Annotated in this window: 19 protein-coding genes; 5 read left to right on the forward strand and 14 right to left on the reverse strand. The window is 54.7% G+C overall.

Going from position 1 to position 18,330, the window contains the following annotated elements:
* Positions 1–99: 99 nt before the first annotated feature.
* From QZ292_RS05725 to QZ292_RS05780, 12 genes are all read right to left on the reverse strand, one after another.
* Complete coding sequence (locus QZ292_RS05725) at positions 100–612, reverse strand: phospholipase D-like domain-containing protein (protein ID WP_294599072.1); 513 nt, start codon at positions 610–612, stop codon at positions 100–102.
* Positions 613–633: 21 nt separating this feature from the next.
* The gene (locus QZ292_RS05730; protein WP_294599074.1) at positions 634–2,190 is read right to left on the reverse strand and encodes a tetratricopeptide repeat protein; all 1,557 of its coding nucleotides are present in this window, start codon (positions 2,188–2,190) and stop codon (positions 634–636) included.
* A 42-nt stretch (positions 2,191–2,232) separates the two neighbouring features.
* Positions 2,233–3,249 carry a tetratricopeptide repeat protein gene (locus QZ292_RS05735; protein WP_294599077.1) on the reverse strand — a complete coding sequence of 339 codons (1,017 nt, stop codon included), beginning with the start codon at positions 3,247–3,249 and terminating at the stop codon, positions 2,233–2,235.
* Positions 3,246–4,346: a reverse transcriptase family protein gene (locus tag QZ292_RS05740; RefSeq protein ID WP_294599080.1), complete on the reverse strand. Its 1,101-nt coding sequence runs from the start codon at positions 4,344–4,346 to the stop codon at positions 3,246–3,248. Before QZ292_RS05740 ends, QZ292_RS05735 begins: the two co-directional genes overlap by 4 nt.
* A gap of 311 nt (positions 4,347–4,657) precedes the next feature.
* Positions 4,658–4,876 carry a DUF6140 family protein gene (locus QZ292_RS05745; RefSeq protein ID WP_294599082.1) on the reverse strand — a complete coding sequence of 73 codons (219 nt, stop codon included), beginning with the start codon at positions 4,874–4,876 and terminating at the stop codon, positions 4,658–4,660.
* Positions 4,877–4,907: 31 nt separating this feature from the next.
* Positions 4,908–5,150 (reverse strand): DUF1232 domain-containing protein, encoded by a 243-nt coding sequence (locus QZ292_RS05750; RefSeq protein WP_294599086.1) that lies wholly within the window; start codon positions 5,148–5,150, stop codon positions 4,908–4,910.
* Positions 5,062–5,979, reverse strand: a complete 918-nt coding sequence (locus QZ292_RS05755) for a zinc-ribbon domain-containing protein (protein WP_294599089.1) — start codon at positions 5,977–5,979, stop codon at positions 5,062–5,064. The genes QZ292_RS05750 and QZ292_RS05755 overlap by 89 nt, the downstream gene beginning before the upstream one ends.
* Positions 5,980–6,570: 591 nt before the next feature.
* The gene (locus tag QZ292_RS05760; RefSeq protein WP_294599093.1) at positions 6,571–8,034 is read right to left on the reverse strand and encodes a hypothetical protein; all 1,464 of its coding nucleotides are present in this window, start codon (positions 8,032–8,034) and stop codon (positions 6,571–6,573) included.
* Positions 8,035–8,238: 204 nt separating this feature from the next.
* The gene (locus QZ292_RS05765; protein ID WP_294599096.1) at positions 8,239–8,916 is read right to left on the reverse strand and encodes a DUF2461 domain-containing protein; all 678 of its coding nucleotides are present in this window, start codon (positions 8,914–8,916) and stop codon (positions 8,239–8,241) included.
* Positions 8,913–9,257 carry a DUF4491 family protein gene (locus QZ292_RS05770; RefSeq protein ID WP_294599099.1) on the reverse strand — a complete coding sequence of 115 codons (345 nt, stop codon included), beginning with the start codon at positions 9,255–9,257 and terminating at the stop codon, positions 8,913–8,915. The genes QZ292_RS05765 and QZ292_RS05770 overlap by 4 nt, the downstream gene beginning before the upstream one ends.
* A gap of 88 nt (positions 9,258–9,345) precedes the next feature.
* Positions 9,346–10,821 carry a catalase gene (locus QZ292_RS05775; protein ID WP_294599103.1) on the reverse strand — a complete coding sequence of 492 codons (1,476 nt, stop codon included), beginning with the start codon at positions 10,819–10,821 and terminating at the stop codon, positions 9,346–9,348.
* A 178-nt stretch (positions 10,822–10,999) separates the two neighbouring features.
* Positions 11,000–11,146 carry a hypothetical protein gene (locus QZ292_RS05780; RefSeq protein WP_294599105.1) on the reverse strand — a complete coding sequence of 49 codons (147 nt, stop codon included), beginning with the start codon at positions 11,144–11,146 and terminating at the stop codon, positions 11,000–11,002.
* Between the two features lie 79 nt (positions 11,147–11,225).
* Here QZ292_RS05780 and QZ292_RS05785 point away from each other — a divergent pair, with 79 nt between their 5' ends.
* On the forward strand, positions 11,226–13,079 hold the full coding sequence (locus QZ292_RS05785; protein ID WP_294599108.1) for an endonuclease/exonuclease/phosphatase family protein: 1,854 nt from the start codon (positions 11,226–11,228) through the stop codon (positions 13,077–13,079).
* Between the two features lie 72 nt (positions 13,080–13,151).
* Here the strand turns inward: QZ292_RS05785 and QZ292_RS05790 are convergent, their stop codons facing one another.
* Entirely contained in the window at positions 13,152–13,688 is a 537-nt protein-coding gene (locus QZ292_RS05790; protein WP_294599111.1) for a hypothetical protein, read from the reverse strand.
* A 267-nt stretch (positions 13,689–13,955) separates the two neighbouring features.
* Between QZ292_RS05790 and QZ292_RS05795 the strand changes: the two genes are divergently transcribed.
* The 3 genes from QZ292_RS05795 to QZ292_RS05805 are packed head-to-tail and all read left to right on the forward strand — an operon-like array spanning position 13,956 to position 17,380.
* The gene (locus QZ292_RS05795) at positions 13,956–15,287 is read left to right on the forward strand and encodes a YihY/virulence factor BrkB family protein (protein ID WP_294599113.1); all 1,332 of its coding nucleotides are present in this window, start codon (positions 13,956–13,958) and stop codon (positions 15,285–15,287) included.
* Positions 15,288–15,330: 43 nt separating this feature from the next.
* Positions 15,331–16,722 carry a C10 family peptidase gene (locus tag QZ292_RS05800; RefSeq protein ID WP_294599115.1) on the forward strand — a complete coding sequence of 464 codons (1,392 nt, stop codon included), beginning with the start codon at positions 15,331–15,333 and terminating at the stop codon, positions 16,720–16,722.
* Positions 16,723–16,762: 40 nt separating this feature from the next.
* A complete protein-coding gene (locus QZ292_RS05805) occupies positions 16,763–17,380 on the forward strand; it encodes a hypothetical protein (protein WP_294599118.1) in 618 nt (205 codons plus the stop codon).
* A gap of 2 nt (positions 17,381–17,382) precedes the next feature.
* On the opposite strand, the gene QZ292_RS05810 is transcribed toward QZ292_RS05805, so the two are convergent.
* On the reverse strand, positions 17,383–18,075 hold the full coding sequence (locus QZ292_RS05810) for an ATP-binding cassette domain-containing protein (protein WP_294599122.1): 693 nt from the start codon (positions 18,073–18,075) through the stop codon (positions 17,383–17,385).
* Here QZ292_RS05810 and QZ292_RS05815 point away from each other — a divergent pair.
* Positions 18,074–18,330 (forward strand): hypothetical protein (locus tag QZ292_RS05815; protein ID WP_294599124.1); only part of this gene is annotated, 257 nt, incomplete at its 3' end. The two genes, QZ292_RS05810 and QZ292_RS05815, sit on opposite strands and share 2 nt — an antisense overlap.

Below are 18,330 nucleotides of genomic sequence, written 5' to 3' on the forward strand. Positions count from 1 at the left end.
GACGCATACTACCGAGCCAACGGTCGTCAGTTGCGTTGCCTCTCGGAATAAACGGAAGCTGCTCGGCGTTCGAAAACTGGCGCAGCCTGTCGTGTTTTGTTATTTAATCCGATCGTGGCAGAACGCTTTCCGTCCGCAGCTCCGGCAATATACGCCTTGCCATACGGCCTCGCATTGGTCTGAGGCCGAGTCGATCAGGGCCGGCTCGTCGGTCAGTATGCCGGCTTCGAAATTGCGCGTAGCGTTTCCTTTCATGCCGAGGCCTGCGCCGGTCAGGTTGGCCGAGCCGATGTAGGCCAGAGCACCGTCGAAAACCAGTATCTTGAAGTGCACGCGCGGACATAAACGTCTCTCCAGCCGGCTCCACAGCAGCGGATACTTGTCGAAATCGGCGGCGAAGTTTGGGCCGGGTTCCCTGGCGTGGATCAGTCGGATCTCGACTCCCCGGAGAATCAGATCGTTCAGCACCTTCAACAACGGAACGGCGCCGCTGCCCGCTTTCATGTACAGGTCTTTGATGTCGGCCGTACCGATCCACAGATACCGTTCGACCTGTCGGATGCGTTCGACGACTTCGGTGTAGTGCGCTTCGTTCTGGATATAGCGGATCATGATTCGGTAACCGGTTCCGGTTTAGTTGATTCGCGTTCGTTCCTCTGAGAGGCGTATCCATCGAGCCGCCTCTGCGGAGTCTTTTTCCACCCCGAGACCGTTTTCATAGCAAATTCCGAGGTTGTATTGTGCTTTGGCATCTCCTTGCTCTGCCGCCAGTCGATACCATTTGACAGCTTCCGAGGGGTCTTTTTCTACTCCTAAACCGTTTTCATAGCATACCCCGAGGCTGAATTGCGCTATGGCAAGTCCTTGTTCGGCTGCTAATCGCCACCACTCCGCGGCTTCGGTGTAGTCTTGTTCGACTCCTTGGCCGTGGTAATAGCAGCCTCCAAGATTATATTGTGCCTCGGTGTCTTCCTGCTCTGCCGCGGCACGATACCAACGTACGGCCTCGGTATAATTCTGTTCGATGCCTTCGCCTTTGTAATAGGCATTTCCGAGGTTGAATTGCGCCTTGGCATGCCCCTGCTTTGCCGCTGCTTGGAACCACTTAACAGCTTGCGTGTAATCTTGTTCGACTCCTTGTCCGTTCATGTAACATAATCCGAGGCCATATCGTGCATCTGCATTATCGCTCCACTCTGCCGCACTTCGGAAGTGACTAAAGGCTTTTTCGTAATTGTATTCGTTGTAATAGATTTTCCCGAGCCCGCTTTCCGCACCGTGATATCTACCTGCCCGTTGATACCACATCATGGCCTTTTCGTAATTCTGTTCTATGTTATAATAGAAGTCCCCGAGTTTGCATCTTGCCGGGTTATATTCTTGTTCCGCTGCCCGTTGATACCACATCACGGCCTTTTTGTAATTCTGTTTGACCCCTCGGCCGTTTTCGTAGCAGTTCCCGAGATCAACTTGTGCCCGGATTTCTCCCTGTTCTGCGGCAAGTCGGTACCACTTCACGGCTTTTTTGTAATTCTTGACCCCTCGGCCGTTTTCGTAGCACCACCCGAGTTCGTATTGTGCAGAGGTGTCTCCTTGTTCCGCTGCCAACCGATACCATTTCACAGCTTCGGTATAATCTTGTTTGACTACTGACACGTAATAGTCGTGACTACGATTAAGGCCGTGAGAATAGGCATCCCCCAAGATGCGTTGCATCCGGACGTCTCCTTGCTCTGCCGCCAATCGGTACCATTTCATGGCCTCGGCACGATTCCCTGTGTGATCATAGTAATTCCCAAGATTGATTTGTGCTTCGGTATGGCCTTGTTCAGCAGCGGCACGATACCAACGCATGATTTCGGTGTCATCTCGTTCAACGCCTTTGCCGCGGCCATAGCAGCGTCCGAGGTTGAATTGTGCTTCGGCGTGTCCCTGCTCAGCCGCGGCGCGATACCAACGTGCGGCCTCCGTGTAATCTCGTACGCTTTTACGGTAGTAATGGCACTCCCCGAGGTTGAATTGTGCCGCAACGTGTCCCTGTTCTGCGGCTGCTCGTAACCACTTGACGGCTTCTTTGTAATTTTTGTCGACGCCTTCGCCGTTCACATAACAGAGGCCGAGGTCGTTTTGTGCTTCGACGTTACCTTGTTCGGCAAGGGAAAGGAGGTCTTGAATGGCTGTTTTTTCCATCGTTGTATTCTGTTTTGTCGTTGGTAAAATCGATCGTCCCTGTCAGGAGAGGTGGTGTGGAGACTTGTTCAACTCCTCCAGCCTGCTTTGTGCTTCGGCGTCTCCCTGCTCTGCCGCCAGTCGATACCACTTTATGGCTTCGGTATAGTCCTGTTTGACACCTTGGCCTTCATCATAGCAGATTCCGAGGTTGAATTGTGCGTTGATTAATCCTTGTTCTGCCGCCAGTCGATACCACTTCACTGCTTCGGTGTAGTCTTGTTCGACTCCTTGACCGTGGTAATAGCAGTACCCAAGATTATATTGAGCCTTGGCATATTTTTGTTCCGCGGCCAGCTGACACCACTTCACAGCTTCGACATAATTTTGTTCAACACCTATACCATTGGCATAGGCGATCCCGAGATTGTATTGCGCCTCGGCAAGTCCCTGCTCGGCTGCCAGACGCCACCACTTCGCAGCTTCGACATAATTTTGTTCGACCCCTTGGCCGTGGCAATAGCAGATTCCAAGATTGTATTGCGCCTCGGCAAGTCCCTGTTCCGCTGCAAGGCGGTACCACTTCACCGCTTCGGTGTCGTCCTGTTCGACGCCTTCGCCGCTATGATAGCAGAACCCGAGGCTCAGTTGTGCTTTGGCATCTCCTTGCTCCGCTGCTAGCCGATACCATTTCACGGCTTCGGTGTAGTCCTGTTCAACGCCTTGGCCTTTATCATAGCAGACTGCGAGATTGAATTGCGCCTCGGTATATCCTTGTTCCGCTGCCAGCCGATACCATTTAGCGGCTTCGGTGTCGTCTTGTTCGACTCCTTGGCCTTCATCATAGCAGATTCCGAGATTGAATTGTGCAACGGAGTCTCCCTGCTCTGCCGCTGCTTGGAACCACTTGGCAGCTTCGGTGTAGTCCTGTTCAACGCCTTCGCCTTGTGCATAACAGACTCCAAGAGTGAATTGTGCGTCGGTGTCGCCGTTTTCGGCAAGTTTTGTTGTTTCTGCCAGTGCCGACGCATCGCCTTTTGCGACGCGTTGGAACAAAATTTCGAGTTGTTGGTCCATCATTCAGTGGTTTTGGGCGATCTGCCCGAAGAGATCGTCCGGTTAATAAATTCGGCCGTCAGACGCTCCCGGTCAATCAATCGGGAGAGCTGTTGCCGATAGTTGAGCACAGTGGAATCGTCGGCTCCTTTGACCATGGCGAGGTAGTTGATCTTGCCGCTGACGACGGATCGCAGGTCTTTGTGGACGCCGCCGCAGAAATCCCGGTCGAAAATCGTTTGTGCCTCCCGATAGCCGTAGTGCTTCCACAGGTGGAGCAGCGTTCTGAGGTGGCCGATGTAAGACCGCGGGACATTGACCTTCGTTCCGACAGTCAACCCGGTAACCTCCTGCCGTTCGCCGCGTCGTTGGACACGTGTCTTGCGGGGGTTGACGCGGAATCCGCTGCGCTCGATCAGGCGAACCACCTGTTGTGTCTGAGAATCGTGCCACGCGGCTCCGGGGTGATGGTGGCTCAGCGTGATGTCGTCGGCATAACGGGTGTAGATGCAGCCATGCCGGTCGGCATACGCTGCGAGTCGTTCGTCCAGCGTTCGGAGAACGAAGTTGGAGAGGGTGGGCGAAGTCGGAGCTCCCTGGGGCAGCACTTCCTCTCCGTCCGGCCCGGGAATCGTACAAAGCTTGCAGATCAGGTTCTGAACGTCGGGAGACAACCGGTCGGCCGGAATAGCCCGGTGCAATGCTTGTCTGACCATCTGTCTCGAAATGCTCGGGAAAAAGTTCTCCAGATCGGTATTGAACACACAGGTCTGGTGCAGATGGCGTTCGGCATTCTCCCGAATGCTCCGCCCCGGGACGAATCCGGTCGCACAGTCCGACGGAGGCACAAGCTGTTGCAGAAGGACATTGAGTGCTTTCTGGATATCTTTCAATGCCCGGACGGGGGCACAGATGGTGCGGAATCCTCCGGAACGTTTTGGGATCTGAAATTCCCGGTAAGCCTGGCTGCGGGCCCGTTTCGTTGCGAAACGGCCGAGGCGCGGCGGATCGGTCAACGCCCACAAATCGAGCCGATTGCCACAGATATGGATGGCATACGACAGATCTTCCGGAGTGCTGATTTTGAGGTTCCGGATAAATTCGAAGTCCGAATGGTTCATGGTGCTAAAAAAAGTTTCGAGCTCTCGATCTTACGGATCGGACTTTCCTGAGTGTCGCGTGAACAGAGGCTTCGTCCGACGCGGTCAAGGAATGTCGTCGCACCGCATATAGTCGGGGTCGACTATACCCAGTGCACGAGGAGCTCTGACCGCGTTCGGACCAAGCCGATCAGGTCGGTACATTGGTGGGTCGCCTCTTGTGAGGCGACGTCTGCCGGATCCGGCAGACAGCGTTCAAAGTCGATTCGTAAGAGAGCGAGAAACTCGAAACGGTGAAGAGTGATAATTTGTCTCCCGGAGAGGAGGGCGGGTTACCCGATTTTTACCACGTCGAGATACCCCACATGGCATGCCCCTGCGCGTTTCAAATCGATCCCATAGATCCGCATGAATGCCATTGCGACATCATTTCCTCCATTGGAGGTCAGCGGGTTGTATCCCGTTGTGGGGATCTCGACGCTCATTCCTTTTTCCAGACGGATTCCGCCGACGTTGGCGCTGCGTTTGACGGTTACTCTGAAAAGTGCCATAATTTGTTGTTTTTTAAGGGTTAATTAGGAATTACCGGTTTAGGTATTTTTTTAGATCGCTACCTAGTTTGCTTATAGCTAACAAAATGATTCCGGCATCATCGGCAAGTCCCAATCCCGGAATAAAGTCAGGAACAGCATCTATCGGGCTGATCAGATAAATCAAAGCAGCGATTGCAATCGCTTTACCACCCCACGGAGCATCGGGATCTTGTACGAATTTCCAAAGCGCTTGAACTTTGTCCCAGATTCCTGCAATTTTTCCGCGATTCATTCCGGAAAGTTTGCCTCGGATTTTTTCCACCATAAAAATAATCAGTCATGTCAGCTGCATACCGCTCAATTAGGCCGGCAATTAGGTCGGAGTGTCCGATCACGTCCCGTTGTTTGTATAATTTTGCTGTCAGTTTATCAATAGTCTGAAGAAATTCGCCTTCTTTCTGCTTCGTTCGGGAGTCTTGAGTACATAACCGCCAAAGCTTCGTCAAAAAACTGTTCCCTTTACTATCTTTTGCTGTTACCATTTTAGCGGCTGCTTTCAGTGCCATTATTTCTATGTTCCCACCATCACCGCCATCTTCACCTTCCATTGCCATCCTTGCCACTTCTGCAACACTTTCAGCCAACATTGTACAGGCTTCTTCCATCAATTCGCGCTGTTCCTCCTGGTTGACCGCTATCTCGAATTGAAGCTTGGCATTCATGAAGAATACGTAATTTTGGATCATAATAGTAGCCCGCTCCCGAATCATCTCTTCCATCCGCGGCGAATCGGCATATTTCAAGGCATTCTTGATGTTCTTGAAAAACATGTCGAAAGAACTGTCATACAAAGCGGGTGACTGAACGTATCGAATGACTGCTAATTGAGCCTTTAATGCAGCCTCGGCAGATTCATTCGCACGTTCTGATAATCCTTCAATAAAGCTTTCCATATCCTGGATAGTCTTTATTTCCCGCTGAGGAATGGCTATCTGCTGTTTGTCCTGGCTGGTAATCGCAACAGAGGTGGATTGCTCTATGGTATAACCGCATTCAGAACAGAATTTAGCTCCATCTTGGATGGAATGCCCACATTGAGGACAACATTGGGTGCTTGTCATGATATTTTGAGAATTAAACAAAAAAAAGTGCGGTGCTGCTGTCTTTCCGTTCGGACAACAGGCACCGCCAAGCGCCCTCTCTCGACATAGAAAAACAAGCAGCCCGCACCCATACAGATGTGTGCAGACCGTGCTTATTCTTCCCTCGAGAGTGGGGTCGACCTCCGTGAGGCTGACCTTACAAAATTGGCGGTTTTGTTGTCCGGGGAATCCTAAGATTCACGTATCCAGTATCGTTGCAGACCCCGAGGGGTCTACTTGGCAAAGATACGGAAAATTCGCACAATCGTACTGGGTGCGGAGCCGCTTGTGATCTTTAATCAGTGGGGTTCCATCGGGAGCAAAGATAGGGAACGGCCCGACTGTTCAGGCTCTCCGAAGCCGGTGAGTTCGGCCGCGGAAGGCGGAATTTCTTACATTCCGTAAAATACGACTGAATGCAGGCAAAAAACAAGAAAACGCAGAGAAGATACCGCGGTCGTTCTCCTCGTAAAACGAACGCGTCGGAGGCGGCGAAATTTGTAAAAAAAAACGGTCTTTCCGACATTCGGAATAGACCGTTGCGCTCCCAACCGGAATAGCTCGTTCTTCTTATTCCGCCTCGGTTGGCTGTTCTTCGGCGTGTACGACGATCTGTTCCCGGATGTCGATCCCCTCCGTGTGACGTCTCGTCTCGTCCGTCACATCCAAAAAACAGTTCTGCGGAATAAAACCGATGTAGATCGTATCGTTATGCCGCACACGGACGATCGGCGAATCAACGCCGACCTGTGTCAGCAATCCCTGGCGCGGAATCCGATACCAGGCCGTGACCCTGCGTCCGCCTTCGGCGAGCGGTTCGCTGTCACATTCCACATAGATGTTTTGCAGCGTGATGACCCTTTCGGTCGCCATGTAGTCGTAGTGTCCCGTTTCGCAGTGTACGATCCACGTTCCGTCCGCCATCTCGCCGCTCCACTTCTCCGCTTCGCCGGACGCCCGTGTCAGCACCGTCGGGAAATCATCGTAACGGTTCGTCCGGAACTCCCATTCGAGTTCCGTGGGCCGATCCGGGTCGTCGATCCGACAGATTCCCTGCATATAGGCCTCCTCGGGTATCAAACCTCCGGTACATAATGACTCCATGGCCGACTGCCGCATCAGTACAAATGTGATGTCCGCATCTTCCTGATAAAGAAATAGTTCGTAACGGGTTTCGGTCATTCGCCGGGTCTTACCGTCGAACTGCTGGCGGATCGCGATGTAATCGGCCCCCAGAGGCTCGAACCGCCAGTAAACGGGACATTCGCTGCGATAGTCCCGTTCGATCCACCATTCTCCCTCCAGCTCCGGATGAACCTTACAGGCGTTCAAATAGGTATTGGCCTGCAAAAGCTGCTCGGGGTCGTAATTATTCCTCAGATTCGCAATGATCTCCACCGCAAAATCGATCAAATCTATCCGGGAGAACAGCTCTCCTCCGCGCAACCGCCGTGCCCGGTTCCGATACTCTTCGGTCAGATACGGCGCGAAACGCATCATGCGGCTGTCCCGATACAGTTCCGCGAAAAAATCCCTCACCTGTCGGAGCTGTTCGGCCAACGCATCCGGCTGGATATCGCCCATGCGCGTTTTGAAGGTCGGCAGGATTCGCAGCACGAGCAGGGTCAGAATCGCCGGGTCGAACTGCGCCGCTTCGTTGCTCTCCGTCCGGTATGGTTTGGCTGCATCCGATCCGGCGAAACGGGGATCGAGCTGACAGCGTAACACCTGACGGTAAAATTCCGGCTGGGCTTTCCGCGTTTTCGTGATCCGTTCGAAATAACGCGATGTTGCGGCATAATGTGCCAATAACTCTCCGAGATCCAGGCCGGTGCGTTCCTTCGCCTCCCAACAGAACTCGCTATAGATGCATCGTGTGATGAATGGCGCTTTCTTGTTGAAGTTGTTGTTCCGCAGCTGGATGCCCGTATGGGCCGACAACTCTTCGGTCGTATTGCGCAACAGCCGTAAAGAGAGAATCGTATTGAGGCGTTCGGCATAAGACATCGCCTTGATTTCGGAACACTTTTGCATAGGATAACGGGGATTAGCGTCCGGCAAAGCTACACCAAAAGAACCACACCGTCGCATTTGCCGACCGACATCTTGCCGGTGTTTTCTTGTTTTTTACCCGCATTCAGTCGTATTTTACGGAATACGAAGAATCTCGTTTTTGCACAAGAAATCAGGTGAAATCTCGGTCGCAAGTTTTTTTGCTTGGTCTCCGTGGGCTGCTGTTTACGGTCGGACGATGCGGTTCAGGAAGTCGTTTAGCGGCTTCATCAGCCGGAACAACCGCAACGCCTCCGGGAGGTATTCCGGACTCGTCACCAACTCGTCCGGCAGGTGCACCCAGACGTAGAAATGGTTCAGCTTCAGGTATTCTGCCGCCGGTGAATCCGCCCGAAAGCCCCGCGGGACACGCTTCAGCACCTTGTCCTCCCGACACAGATCGCCGATGTGCTTCCGGAACTCCGGCGCATGGATAATCCCGCTGAACTCCTCCCAGTTTGAGTCGATCGCCTCTCGGATCGCCTTCAGCGAACCCGATTTCTCCTCCGGCATGTACAGCCCGCACGACACCACCGACATGCCGCCCGGTTCGACGTGCATGTAGTAGCCCGACAGCGGACTGTGCCGATCCCCGTCCGCATTGAGCACCACCCCGAAATGCGTCTTGTACGGCCGCTTGTCCGCCGAAAAGCGCAGGTTGCGGTTGATCCGGTAGATCAGCTTCCGGACATCCGGATACCCTAACGATGGGTCGAAACGGTTGATTCCCTCGACCATCCGTTCCGCGTTCTCCAGCACATTCTCCCGCGCCGCCTCATAGCGCTCCCGGTTCGCGTGGAACCACTCCTTGTAGTTGTTCCGTCGCAGGTCGTCCAAAAATTCCAGTGTCGTCCGTTCGATCATACCTGTTTTGATTTGCGTTCACGAATCTGTTTATAGTGCTCCGCCCGCCGCGGATTCATCGGGAACCATCCCTTGACGACCCGTTCCTCCTGTTCGAAGACCTCCTTGATCGTCCAGAACGACGAAAAGGCGAATACCCCCAGCAGCGTCGAGACGAGGACATTGTCCGTGAGCAGCGATCCCGCCGTTCCTCCGATGCCGAGCACCAGAAAAATCCACCAGCACCGTGTCCCCCAATAGTACTCCGCCCGGATCACCACCGGGTGGAACAGCCCGATAATCAGAAAGGTACAGATGCCGATCACCAGTCCCAGCAGTCGATAATCCTGTAAAAAATCCATCGCGATACAATCAATTTATATTCGGTAAAGATAAGAAAATGCCGCGGAACGCGAAAGTTCCGCGGCCTGTCTAAGTCGCTCCCGCTCGTCAGCGATCTCCCGCCAACGCCTCCTTCAGGTCAATTCCCAGCGCATCGGCAACCCCCTGTCCGTAAGCCGGATCGGCCTTGTAGCAGTTCCGCACGTGCCGCTGTTTGATGAACAGCTCGGTCTCGGCCCCCATGTTGCGGGCCGTATTTTCGCACAGCACCTGCTGCTGCGCCGGCGTCATCAGCCGGAACAGGTTGCCCGGCTGGGTGTAGTAATCGTCGTCGTACTCCCGCTCGTCGTAGTTGTAGATGTCGCCTGTCCACGAGAGCGGCGGCTCTTTTTGGGCCGGCGTATCGCGCCACTCGCCGTAGCTGTTGGGCTCGTAGCCGATCGTCGAACCGTAGTTGCCGTCCACCCGCATCGCTCCGTCGCGGTGGTAGGCGTGGAACGGACAGCGCGGCCGGTTCACCGGAATCTGTTCCGCGTTGACTCCCAGCCGGTAGCGCTGCGCGTCGCCGTAGGAGAAGAGCCGTCCCTGGAGCATCTTGTCGGGCGAGAAGCCGATCCCCTCGACGACGTTCTGCGGGTTGAAAGCCGCCTGTTCCACCTCGGCGAAGTAGTTGTCCGGATTGCGGTTCAGCTCCAGCACCCCGACGTCGATCAGCGGAAAATCGCCGTGCGGCCACACTTTGGTCAGGTCGAACGGGTGGATGTGGTAATTCCGGGCCTGCTCCTCGGTCATCACCTGAATCCGGAACGTCCACCTCGGGAAGTCGCCCCGTTCGATGGCTTCGTAGAGGTCGCGCTGGTGCGAGTCGCGGTCACGGGCGATGAGGTCGGCGGCCTCTTGGTCGGTCAGGTTTTTGATTCCCTGCTGCGTTTCGAGGTGGAATTTCACCCATGTGCGCCGGTTTTCCTTGTCGTAGAAGCTGAACGTATGGCTGCCGAATCCGTGCATGTGGCGATACGAGGCCGGTATGCCGCGGTCGCTCATCGTGATGGTCACCTGGTGGAGCGCTTCGGGCAGGAGCGTCCAGAAGTCCCAGTTGGCATTGGGGTCGTGGAGGTTGGTTCTCGGGTTGCGCTTGACGACGTGGTTCAGGTCGGGGAACTTCAGCGGGTCGCGCAGGAAGAAGACCGGCGTGTTGTTTCCCACCAGATCCCAGTTTCCCTCGTCGGTATAGAATTTCATGGCGAACCCCCGGATGTCGCGTTCGGCATCGGCTCCGCCGCGTTCGGTGGCGACGGGCGAGAAGCGGACGAAGCAGGGGGTCTGTTTTCCGACCTCGGCGAAGATCGAGGCGCGCGTATAGCGCGTGATGTCGTTCGTGACGGTAAAGGTGCCGTAAGCGCCGGAGCCTTTGGCGTGCATGCGCCGTTCGGGGATGACCTCGCGGTCGAAATGAGCCAGCTTTTCGATAAACCAGGGATCCTGCATCGCCATGGGGCCGTACGGACCGGCGGTCTGGACATTCTGGTTGTCGGCCACGGGGCGTCCGTTGGCCGCGGTGAGGGTGTGTTTGTTCTTTTTCATCGGTTTTGGGATATTGGAATAGGAAGCGGATGATTCCGGAAAATATTATTTTTGTTGTTCGCTTTGCATAGATCGTGCCAAATCTCCGGCGGGCGGTTGCCGGGGGAAGCGGTCGGTCATAGGGTAGGGGTGCCTGTTAGGGTAGAGGCTGGCATTTCGGAGTGCCCGCCGGCACCGTTTATTCCGAGAGGCAACGCAACTGAAAACCGTAGCCACGGTGATCCGCATAATAGGGATTGAGCCATGTCACGTGGAAATTCAAGTTTATGCTATTGGCACCGTTGACCGTCGATGACCAGCTGAAACCGCTGTAGCCGACGCTCACCAAACCGCCTAACCTCCCATTGTAACCTGCATCGCGGAAGCCCGGGGCGGGGTGAAAAGAAACAGACTAAACTCAAACGATGATGAAGTATATAAAAACGATTTTCCTCCTGTTTCTGGGAGGAGTCCTGGCGACAGGCGCAGAGGCGCGGAACACCGGCGACCACCTGCGCATCATGAGCTATAACGTGCGCGGAGGCGTGGGGATGGACGGACGGCGCGACTACGAACGGGCCTCGGCCGTGATTCGTGCCGAGCGGCCCGACATCTGCGCCCTGCAGGAGCTGGACAGCATGACCCGGCGCAGCGGCGGCACCGATGCCTTGAAGGAGTTCGCCGAACGAACCGGAATGCACGGCACCTTTGCCCGCGCGATCGATTATGACGGCGGCGCATACGGCATCGGACTGCTCTCGAAAGAGGCTCCGCTGCGGGTCGGCCGGCTGGCCCTGCCCGGACGCGAGGAGGCGAGGGCGCTGATCGTCGCCGAATTTGCGGACTACGTCGTGCTGGCGACCCATCTGTCGCTGACCGAGGCCGATCAACTGGCCTCCGTCCGGCTGATCGACAGCGTGGCCGCGTCGTATGCCGGGAAGGCGGTCTTTCTGGCCGGCGATTTCAATTTTACGCCCGGTTCGGAACCCTTCAAGGCCTTCCGGAAAAGCTTCCTGCCGCTCAACGACACCGGCCGCCGGAGCTGGCCGGCGGATGATCCGCACGATACGATCGACTACATCTGGGGATACATCGGCGGCGACCGTTTCTATCGGGTTTCGGCCAACGGTGTGATCGATGCGCCGGAGCAGTCGGATCACCGTCCGGTATTCGCCGAAGTGACCTATGGCCCGATCCTGTGGACGGCCCCCTATTTGCAGAATCCGACGGAAAACGGGGTGACGGTCTCCTGGCTGACCCGCACGCCGGCCTACAGCTGGGTGGAGTACGGTACCGACACGACCGATCTGCGGACGGCCCGCACGCTGGTCGACGGTCAGGTGATGGCCGGAAACGACGTGAACCGGATTCGGCTCGAAAATCTGGTGCCGGGCGAGCGGTACTACTATCGCGTCTGCTCGCGCGAGATGCTCTATTACGGCGGTTACGAAAAGCGGTTCGGCGGCACGGCGACCACCCCGTTCCGGTCGTTTACGCTGCCCGCTCCGAACAGCGAGGATTTCACGGCTTTGATTTTCAACGACCTGCACCAGTATCTCGGGACGTTCGACGCGCTGATGCGGGTGGTGCACGAGAAGGGGGTGGAGTATGATTTCGTGGTTTTCAACGGCGACTGCATCGACGATCCGGCCTCGCGGCAGCAGGCTGTCGCCTCGTTGTCCCGTTATATGGAGGGCGTGGAGGCCGACCGCATTCCGGTCTTCTTCCTGCGCGGCAACCACGAGATACGGAACGCCTATTCGATCGGGCTGCGCGAGCTGCTCGACTATGTGAACGGGCGGACATACGGGGCTTTCAACTGGGGCGATACCCGTTTCGTGATGCTCGACTGCGGCGAGGATAAGCCGGACGACCACTGGGTCTACTACGGATTGAACGACTTCACGGGGCTGCGGCAGGATCAGACCGCTTTCCTGAAGAGGGAACTCGCCTCGAAAGCGTTCCGCAAGGCGGGACGGCGGGTGTTGATTCACCATATTCCGGTCTACGGCAACACGGATGCCTACCGGCCCTGTACGGAGCTGTGGAACCCGCTGTTGCAGAAAGCGCCGTTTGCGGTGGCGCTGAACGGCCATACGCATGAGTTCGCCTACCATCCGGCGGGCGGCGAGGCCGGGAACGGACACTATCCTGTGGTCGTCGGCGGCGGTTTCAAACCGGAAGCGGCCACGGTGATGGTGCTCCGGCGGCGCGGCGGTGCGATGACCCTTACGGTTTATGGCACCAGCGGCGATGAAAAGCTGAAACTCGACCTTTAATCGGCTGAAAATAAACAGCGAACCGGGCATCTTTCCTGAATGAAAGATGCCCGGCCGCTTGAACAGGTAATCTTAAAAGTCGGTTTCATCAAGGGTTGGCGGGGTGAAATATTTTTTGACGGCACAATTGTCGGGGTGTTGCCGGGCAAAATCGAGCATCTTTTGACGGGTGTCCCGAAGCAGCCTTATAAGCTTCTCTTTGTCATTGTCCGACAGGTTTGCAGCATTGATTGCATTTAGACTTTCCAGTGTCTGAAGATATCCCTCTGCCGTAGCCCCTGCTCGTAATGCTTTTTCCAGCGGGATGGTCAGGACGGCCTTGTTTCCGTCGAATTCGATGAATGAGCACAAGAATAGATTCTCGGGCGCGTTTAATGCCGGAGTCTTTTGGATGTTGATTCGGTCGACGTAGTCTGTAAAGCGGTGGTAGTCGTGCACGGTAAACCCTAATCGAATCGCTTCGTCGCAGGATATTTCCGGGATGTATTTCCCGTTATCCAAGGTAATGAACCGTTTGAGTTTTGCGTCGAAATCCTGTGCAAACACCGGGCAGGTGTATGAACTGACGGCCATGATTAAGGTCAATGCCCATTGTATCTGTCGTTTCATCTCTGTGTTGGTTTGATTCAGGTGATTTACAATTTCGCTGTTCGATTAGTGCTTTTCTACGGAGCGGGCGGTTACATCATAGTTATCTGATCCTTTTGTTAAAAGAAAAGAATAATGTCCTCCTTCTGGATAAATTACCCCAGCGTTTTATGATGGGAAAATTGAAGTTACGAAATGTACGAAAAATAATTTGATGAACAAATTTGCAGGTGTTTTTGAAAACTCTTTTTTGATAACTTTATCCGGCAGACTTTTTCCGCGATACGTATGAAAAAAGTGTTTTTGAAAGTGAAACGTTTCGTCCTCGACACGATCCGTTTCTTCACCTATGATATCTGGCGCATCAGCAACATCGACGGCTCCGTGAAGCGCGTCGGGCTCTACAACCTGCTGAAGAGCTTCATCCTCGCCATTCGGAACATCAGTGCCGCGCAGCTCAACATCCGGGCCGGAGCGTTGACCTACAGCACGCTGCTCTCCATCGTGCCGATTCTGGCCGTGCTGTTCGCCATCGCCCGCGGATTCGGCTTCCAGCATCTGTTGCAGAGTGAACTCGTACGCTACTTTACCGGTCAGGAGGCCATCATGCAGCGGGCTTTCGAGTTTATCGACCGCTCTATCGAGTATGCTCAGGGAGGTGTTTTCGTTGGTGTCGGTGTCGTGCTGCTGCTCTGGACTGTCTTCAGCCTTTTCAGCAAGATCGAGAGCAACTTCAACGATATCTGGCAGATCAAGCACGGCCGGCCGTACGTACGCCAGTTCACCGACTATCTGGCTCTGCTGGTGGTGGCTCCGGTTTTCCTGATCTGCAATGCGGGCATCTCGCTCCTGCTCGCCACGGCGGCCGGACAGGCCCACATGCTCGGATGGGCGTTGGCACCGGTCGTGCGGGTGATTCCGTATCTGGTGATTGTCCTGCTCTTCGTGCTGCTCTATATGTATCTTCCCAACACGAAGGTGCGGTTCGGGAGCGCGCTGTTCGCCGGAATCTTCACCGGGGTGGCGTTCCAGATCTTTCAGGGGCTCTACATCGGCGGGCAGATCTGGATCTCGAAATACAACGCCATCTACGGAAGCTTTGCGGCGCTGCCGCTGTTGCTGTTGTGGCTGCAGCTGTCGTGGTTTATCTGCCTGTTCGGCGCCGAGCTGGCTTTCGCCCACCAGAATGTCAGCAAGTTCGATTTCGAGCAGGAGACCCGGCATATCAGCCGCCGGTATCGGGACTTTATCCTGTTGGCTGTGATGCGGGTGATCGTGGGGCGTTTTGCCGCGGGCGAACGGCCCTATACGGCGGACGAGATTTCGGGGCACTACCGGATTCCGACGCGGCTGACGGCCGACACGCTGGAACAGCTGCTCCGGATCGGTCTGGTGGCCGAGACTCCGGCCGCAGACGACCGGGTGGTTCCGGCCTATATTCCGGCTTCGGACATCCATCGGATGACGGTGGCCGATCTTTTCGACCGGGTGGATCGTTGCGGCTCGGAGAATTTTCGGGTCGACCTGAAGCAGGATTTCGATCGGGAGTGGGCCGAGATCATCCGCCTGCGCGAAGCGGTCTTCCGCAGCGGCGATGGGGTGCTGATCAAGGATTTGTAGTTAATCGGAATTTTCGTATATTGCAACCGAAAAAAATTACTTAATGATTTGCATTATGAAAAGATGGGGCTATTATCTCGTTTTTAGCTTGGTGTTATTCCTTTCTTGTACTAAGCAGGCCGAAATCGTTTCTCCGGTTCCTCAAAAAACAACAATCCGGTTGTCGGATGCAGAGATTGAGCGATTGCCGCTTCTGACCGATAATCATCGGCGTACACAGGAGGCTGTGTTGGCATTCTCTGAGAGCTATTTGAGGGTGATGTGTCCGGAAACGAAAATAGAGAGCGGTTCTTTGTCCATTTCTGATTCGGTGCTTATGTCGGGATTGGACACGAAAGGAGATGAGTTGTCTGTCGCGCCAATTTATGTGGTGAGCCGGGGCGAGGGCGAGGGATTCCTGCTTGTCGGCGGCGATAATCGGATCGACCCTGTCTGGGGTTTTATCGAGTCAGGCGATTATTGCGAAGGAGTGAATCCCGGATTCGATATCTTACTTGAGCAATTAAAAGCGGATGTTTTAGTAGCAGTCAAGGCGAAAGAACAATTGCGTGATTCGGTATATGATGTGTTGCAGACCAAATTGGGCTTAAACGGATTCGGAAAGACTAAAGTCCCGATTGATCCGGACCGACCGACACCACCGGATTACGGCGTGCCGGAACATTTCGATCGGACGGAAACAGTGGAACTGTATCCTTATTATGAAAATGAGTATGAGTACGGGCCGTTGATGAAAACGAAGTGGGGACAGAGTTGGCCTTATAACTCGGAAGTCATCAAAACACATCCGAATTGTCCGGTGGGCTGTACGGCTACGGCTGTGGCACAGGTGATGGCTTATCATAAATATCCGTCTTATATGTCTGCGACCGGACATACTTATTTATGGGAGCGGTTCGGTGCTGATAATAAATCCAATTGGGATGCCGATGCGATTGCCAGCGTGGGATATTTAATGCGCGATTTGGGACTTCCTCAATACCTGAATATAAAATATGCAACCGGGGGTAGTGGTGCGGGCAAGGATGATATTCCGGATGCCTATCGTGGATTTGGTTATACGGTAGGTTCGTACCAATCTTATGGATACACTGCGGTCTATAATGAAGTGAAAGCCGGGCGGCCGGTTTCTATTATAGGGGGAAATGGGAAAAATTATACCCATGCTTGGGTAACGGACGGTGCTTTATTGCAACATTGTTGGGTGACTATGTGTGTCCGGTTTTATCTGAACGATCAATTAATCCATACGATTGAGGCTGACCAACCGACTAAAAAGTCGTCGGGGCATTATGTTCATCATAATTTCGGATGGAATGGATTGGATAACGGGTGGTTTGCGAATTTGGATCCGATATATATTTACCGGGCAGGTGTAGATGCGAGTACGTTCAATAAAAACCTGAAGATTCTCACCGGAATCCAGCCGAAGTAATAACAGATAAAGAAGTAATAACAGATAAATGGGTATGATTATGGTACGTCTTTTTCAACGTATGGGTATTGTCGCAGGCTTGTGTCTGCTGACTCTCGGGACGGCGATGGCGCAACCTTCCTCGTTCCGCTCTCAGGAACCGTTCGAACCGCAGTATATTGTCGGAGTGAATTTTCGGCCGGAATGGCAGTATTGCCATCACGGTTCGTGGATCGGTACGGCACAACCGGATGACCGGTTTTCGCCCACCCCCGGTCTCTCGTTCGAGGCACGGATTACACGGCATAGCGGAATCGAGACCGGTTTTTATTACCGGTCGCTCAGTTCCGAGGCGGGTGTCTCGCTGGATGGCATGAGTGTGCCGTATCCGGAAGGCCACCGACGGTATTTCGCCGTTCCGTTGCTCTACAAGTATTATTCACGGATCGTGAATGTCGGGGTGGGGGTCAATTGCGATTTTCTGTTTGAAAAATCCCATGCCGATTGGATCGAATACGGCAGGCATCGGATCGGAATCCTGATGAAGGTCAGTAAGGATATCACCCTCTGCAAGGGGTTGTTTGTCGAGCCGGAGTTCCACTTCAATCCGTTTTGGGAGAATGGTGAACTCAACCACTCGTGGATCGGGCTGCAACTCGGGATAAAATACCGCTTCTGAATTTACTCTCCGTCGAGCTCTGTCACATAACCCTCTTCCAGCAGCCACGTCCGCCCCGGATAGCGCTGGAGCATGGCTTGGTTGTGGGTCGAAAGGATCACCGTCCGCCCCTCGTCCGTCATGCTGCGGAAGAGCTCCATCACCTCCTCGGTCGAATCCGGATCGAGGTTGGCCGTGGGTTCGTCGGCCAGCACGATCTGAGGATTGTTGAGCAGCGCCCGGGCGATCGCGGCCCGCTGGCGCTCGCCGCCCGAGAGCTGGTTCGGATAGGCGTGTGCCTGGTGGCTCATCGAGACGAGCGCCAGCACGGTGTCGATCCGGTTGTTGATGGCTTCGGCGTTTCGCCAGTCGGTCGCCCGCAGGACGAACTCCAGATTCTGGTAAACGGTGTACTCTTCCAGCAGTGTGGCGTCCTGAAAAACGATCCCCAGTTGTCGTCTCAGATAGGGAATCTGCCGCCGTGTCAGGGCATGCAGCGGAAATCCGGCGATCTGTCCGCGCCCGATGCGAAGCGGCAGCTCGCCGTACAGGGTTTTCAACAGGCTGCTTTTGCCGCTCCCGACCCGCCCCACGAGGTAGATCAGTTCGCCGGGGTAGGCATACAAGTTCACCTCCCGCAGCACTTCCCGGCGGGCGTCTTTCTGAAAAATTACGGCGTTCGTAAGCTGTAACGAGGGCTTGTCGGACATCACCATGACAATCGCAAAGATACACTATTCCTCCCGATTTTATCCCGCTACTTTTTTCTTTGAGCCGGACGGAACTGCCGCTTGTTGGCTTACGCCTTCCTCCTCGCCGCTCGGCAATACGCAAACTGCGTTTGCATTGCGCTCGCTGGCAGCGTCGGTTGAAAGAAAGCGGCGCAAAGAACTTTTAGATAGCTACGCTCCTCCTCAGGCTCCGCAGTCCTCAGTCTTCGAGAGTCTGTTGAGTTGGGTTTTCGGCGGGCG

It is taken from the genome of uncultured Rikenella sp. (assembly GCF_910577125.1).
Classification (GTDB): Bacteria; Bacteroidota; Bacteroidia; order Bacteroidales; family Rikenellaceae; genus Rikenella.

Bases quoted from the DNA above. Each gene is read 5' to 3' on its own strand.
- QZ292_RS05725 (WP_294599072.1), bottom strand. From the start codon at position 612: ATGATCCGCTATATCCAGAACGAAGCGCACTACACCGAAGTCGTCGAA.
- QZ292_RS05730 (WP_294599074.1), bottom strand. From the start codon at position 2,190: ATGGAAAAAACAGCCATTCAAGACCTCCTTTCCCTTGCCGAACAAGGT.
- QZ292_RS05735 (WP_294599077.1), bottom strand. From the start codon at position 3,249: ATGATGGACCAACAACTCGAAATTTTGTTCCAACGCGTCGCAAAAGGC.
- QZ292_RS05740 (WP_294599080.1), bottom strand. From the start codon at position 4,346: ATGAACCATTCGGACTTCGAATTTATCCGGAACCTCAAAATCAGCACT.
- QZ292_RS05745 (WP_294599082.1), bottom strand. From the start codon at position 4,876: ATGGCACTTTTCAGAGTAACCGTCAAACGCAGCGCCAACGTCGGCGGA.
- QZ292_RS05750 (WP_294599086.1), bottom strand. From the start codon at position 5,150: ATGAATCGCGGAAAAATTGCAGGAATCTGGGACAAAGTTCAAGCGCTT.
- QZ292_RS05755 (WP_294599089.1), bottom strand. From the start codon at position 5,979: ATGACAAGCACCCAATGTTGTCCTCAATGTGGGCATTCCATCCAAGAT.
- QZ292_RS05760 (WP_294599093.1), bottom strand. From the start codon at position 8,034: ATGCAAAAGTGTTCCGAAATCAAGGCGATGTCTTATGCCGAACGCCTC.
- QZ292_RS05765 (WP_294599096.1), bottom strand. From the start codon at position 8,916: ATGATCGAACGGACGACACTGGAATTTTTGGACGACCTGCGACGGAAC.
- QZ292_RS05770 (WP_294599099.1), bottom strand. From the start codon at position 9,257: ATGGATTTTTTACAGGATTATCGACTGCTGGGACTGGTGATCGGCATC.
- QZ292_RS05775 (WP_294599103.1), bottom strand. From the start codon at position 10,821: ATGAAAAAGAACAAACACACCCTCACCGCGGCCAACGGACGCCCCGTG.
- QZ292_RS05785 (WP_294599108.1), top strand. From the start codon at position 11,226: ATGATGAAGTATATAAAAACGATTTTCCTCCTGTTTCTGGGAGGAGTC.
- QZ292_RS05790 (WP_294599111.1), bottom strand. From the start codon at position 13,688: ATGAAACGACAGATACAATGGGCATTGACCTTAATCATGGCCGTCAGT.
- QZ292_RS05795 (WP_294599113.1), top strand. From the start codon at position 13,956: ATGAAAAAAGTGTTTTTGAAAGTGAAACGTTTCGTCCTCGACACGATC.
- QZ292_RS05800 (WP_294599115.1), top strand. From the start codon at position 15,331: ATGATTTGCATTATGAAAAGATGGGGCTATTATCTCGTTTTTAGCTTG.
- QZ292_RS05805 (WP_294599118.1), top strand. From the start codon at position 16,763: ATGGTACGTCTTTTTCAACGTATGGGTATTGTCGCAGGCTTGTGTCTG.
- QZ292_RS05810 (WP_294599122.1), bottom strand. From the start codon at position 18,075: ATGGTGATGTCCGACAAGCCCTCGTTACAGCTTACGAACGCCGTAATT.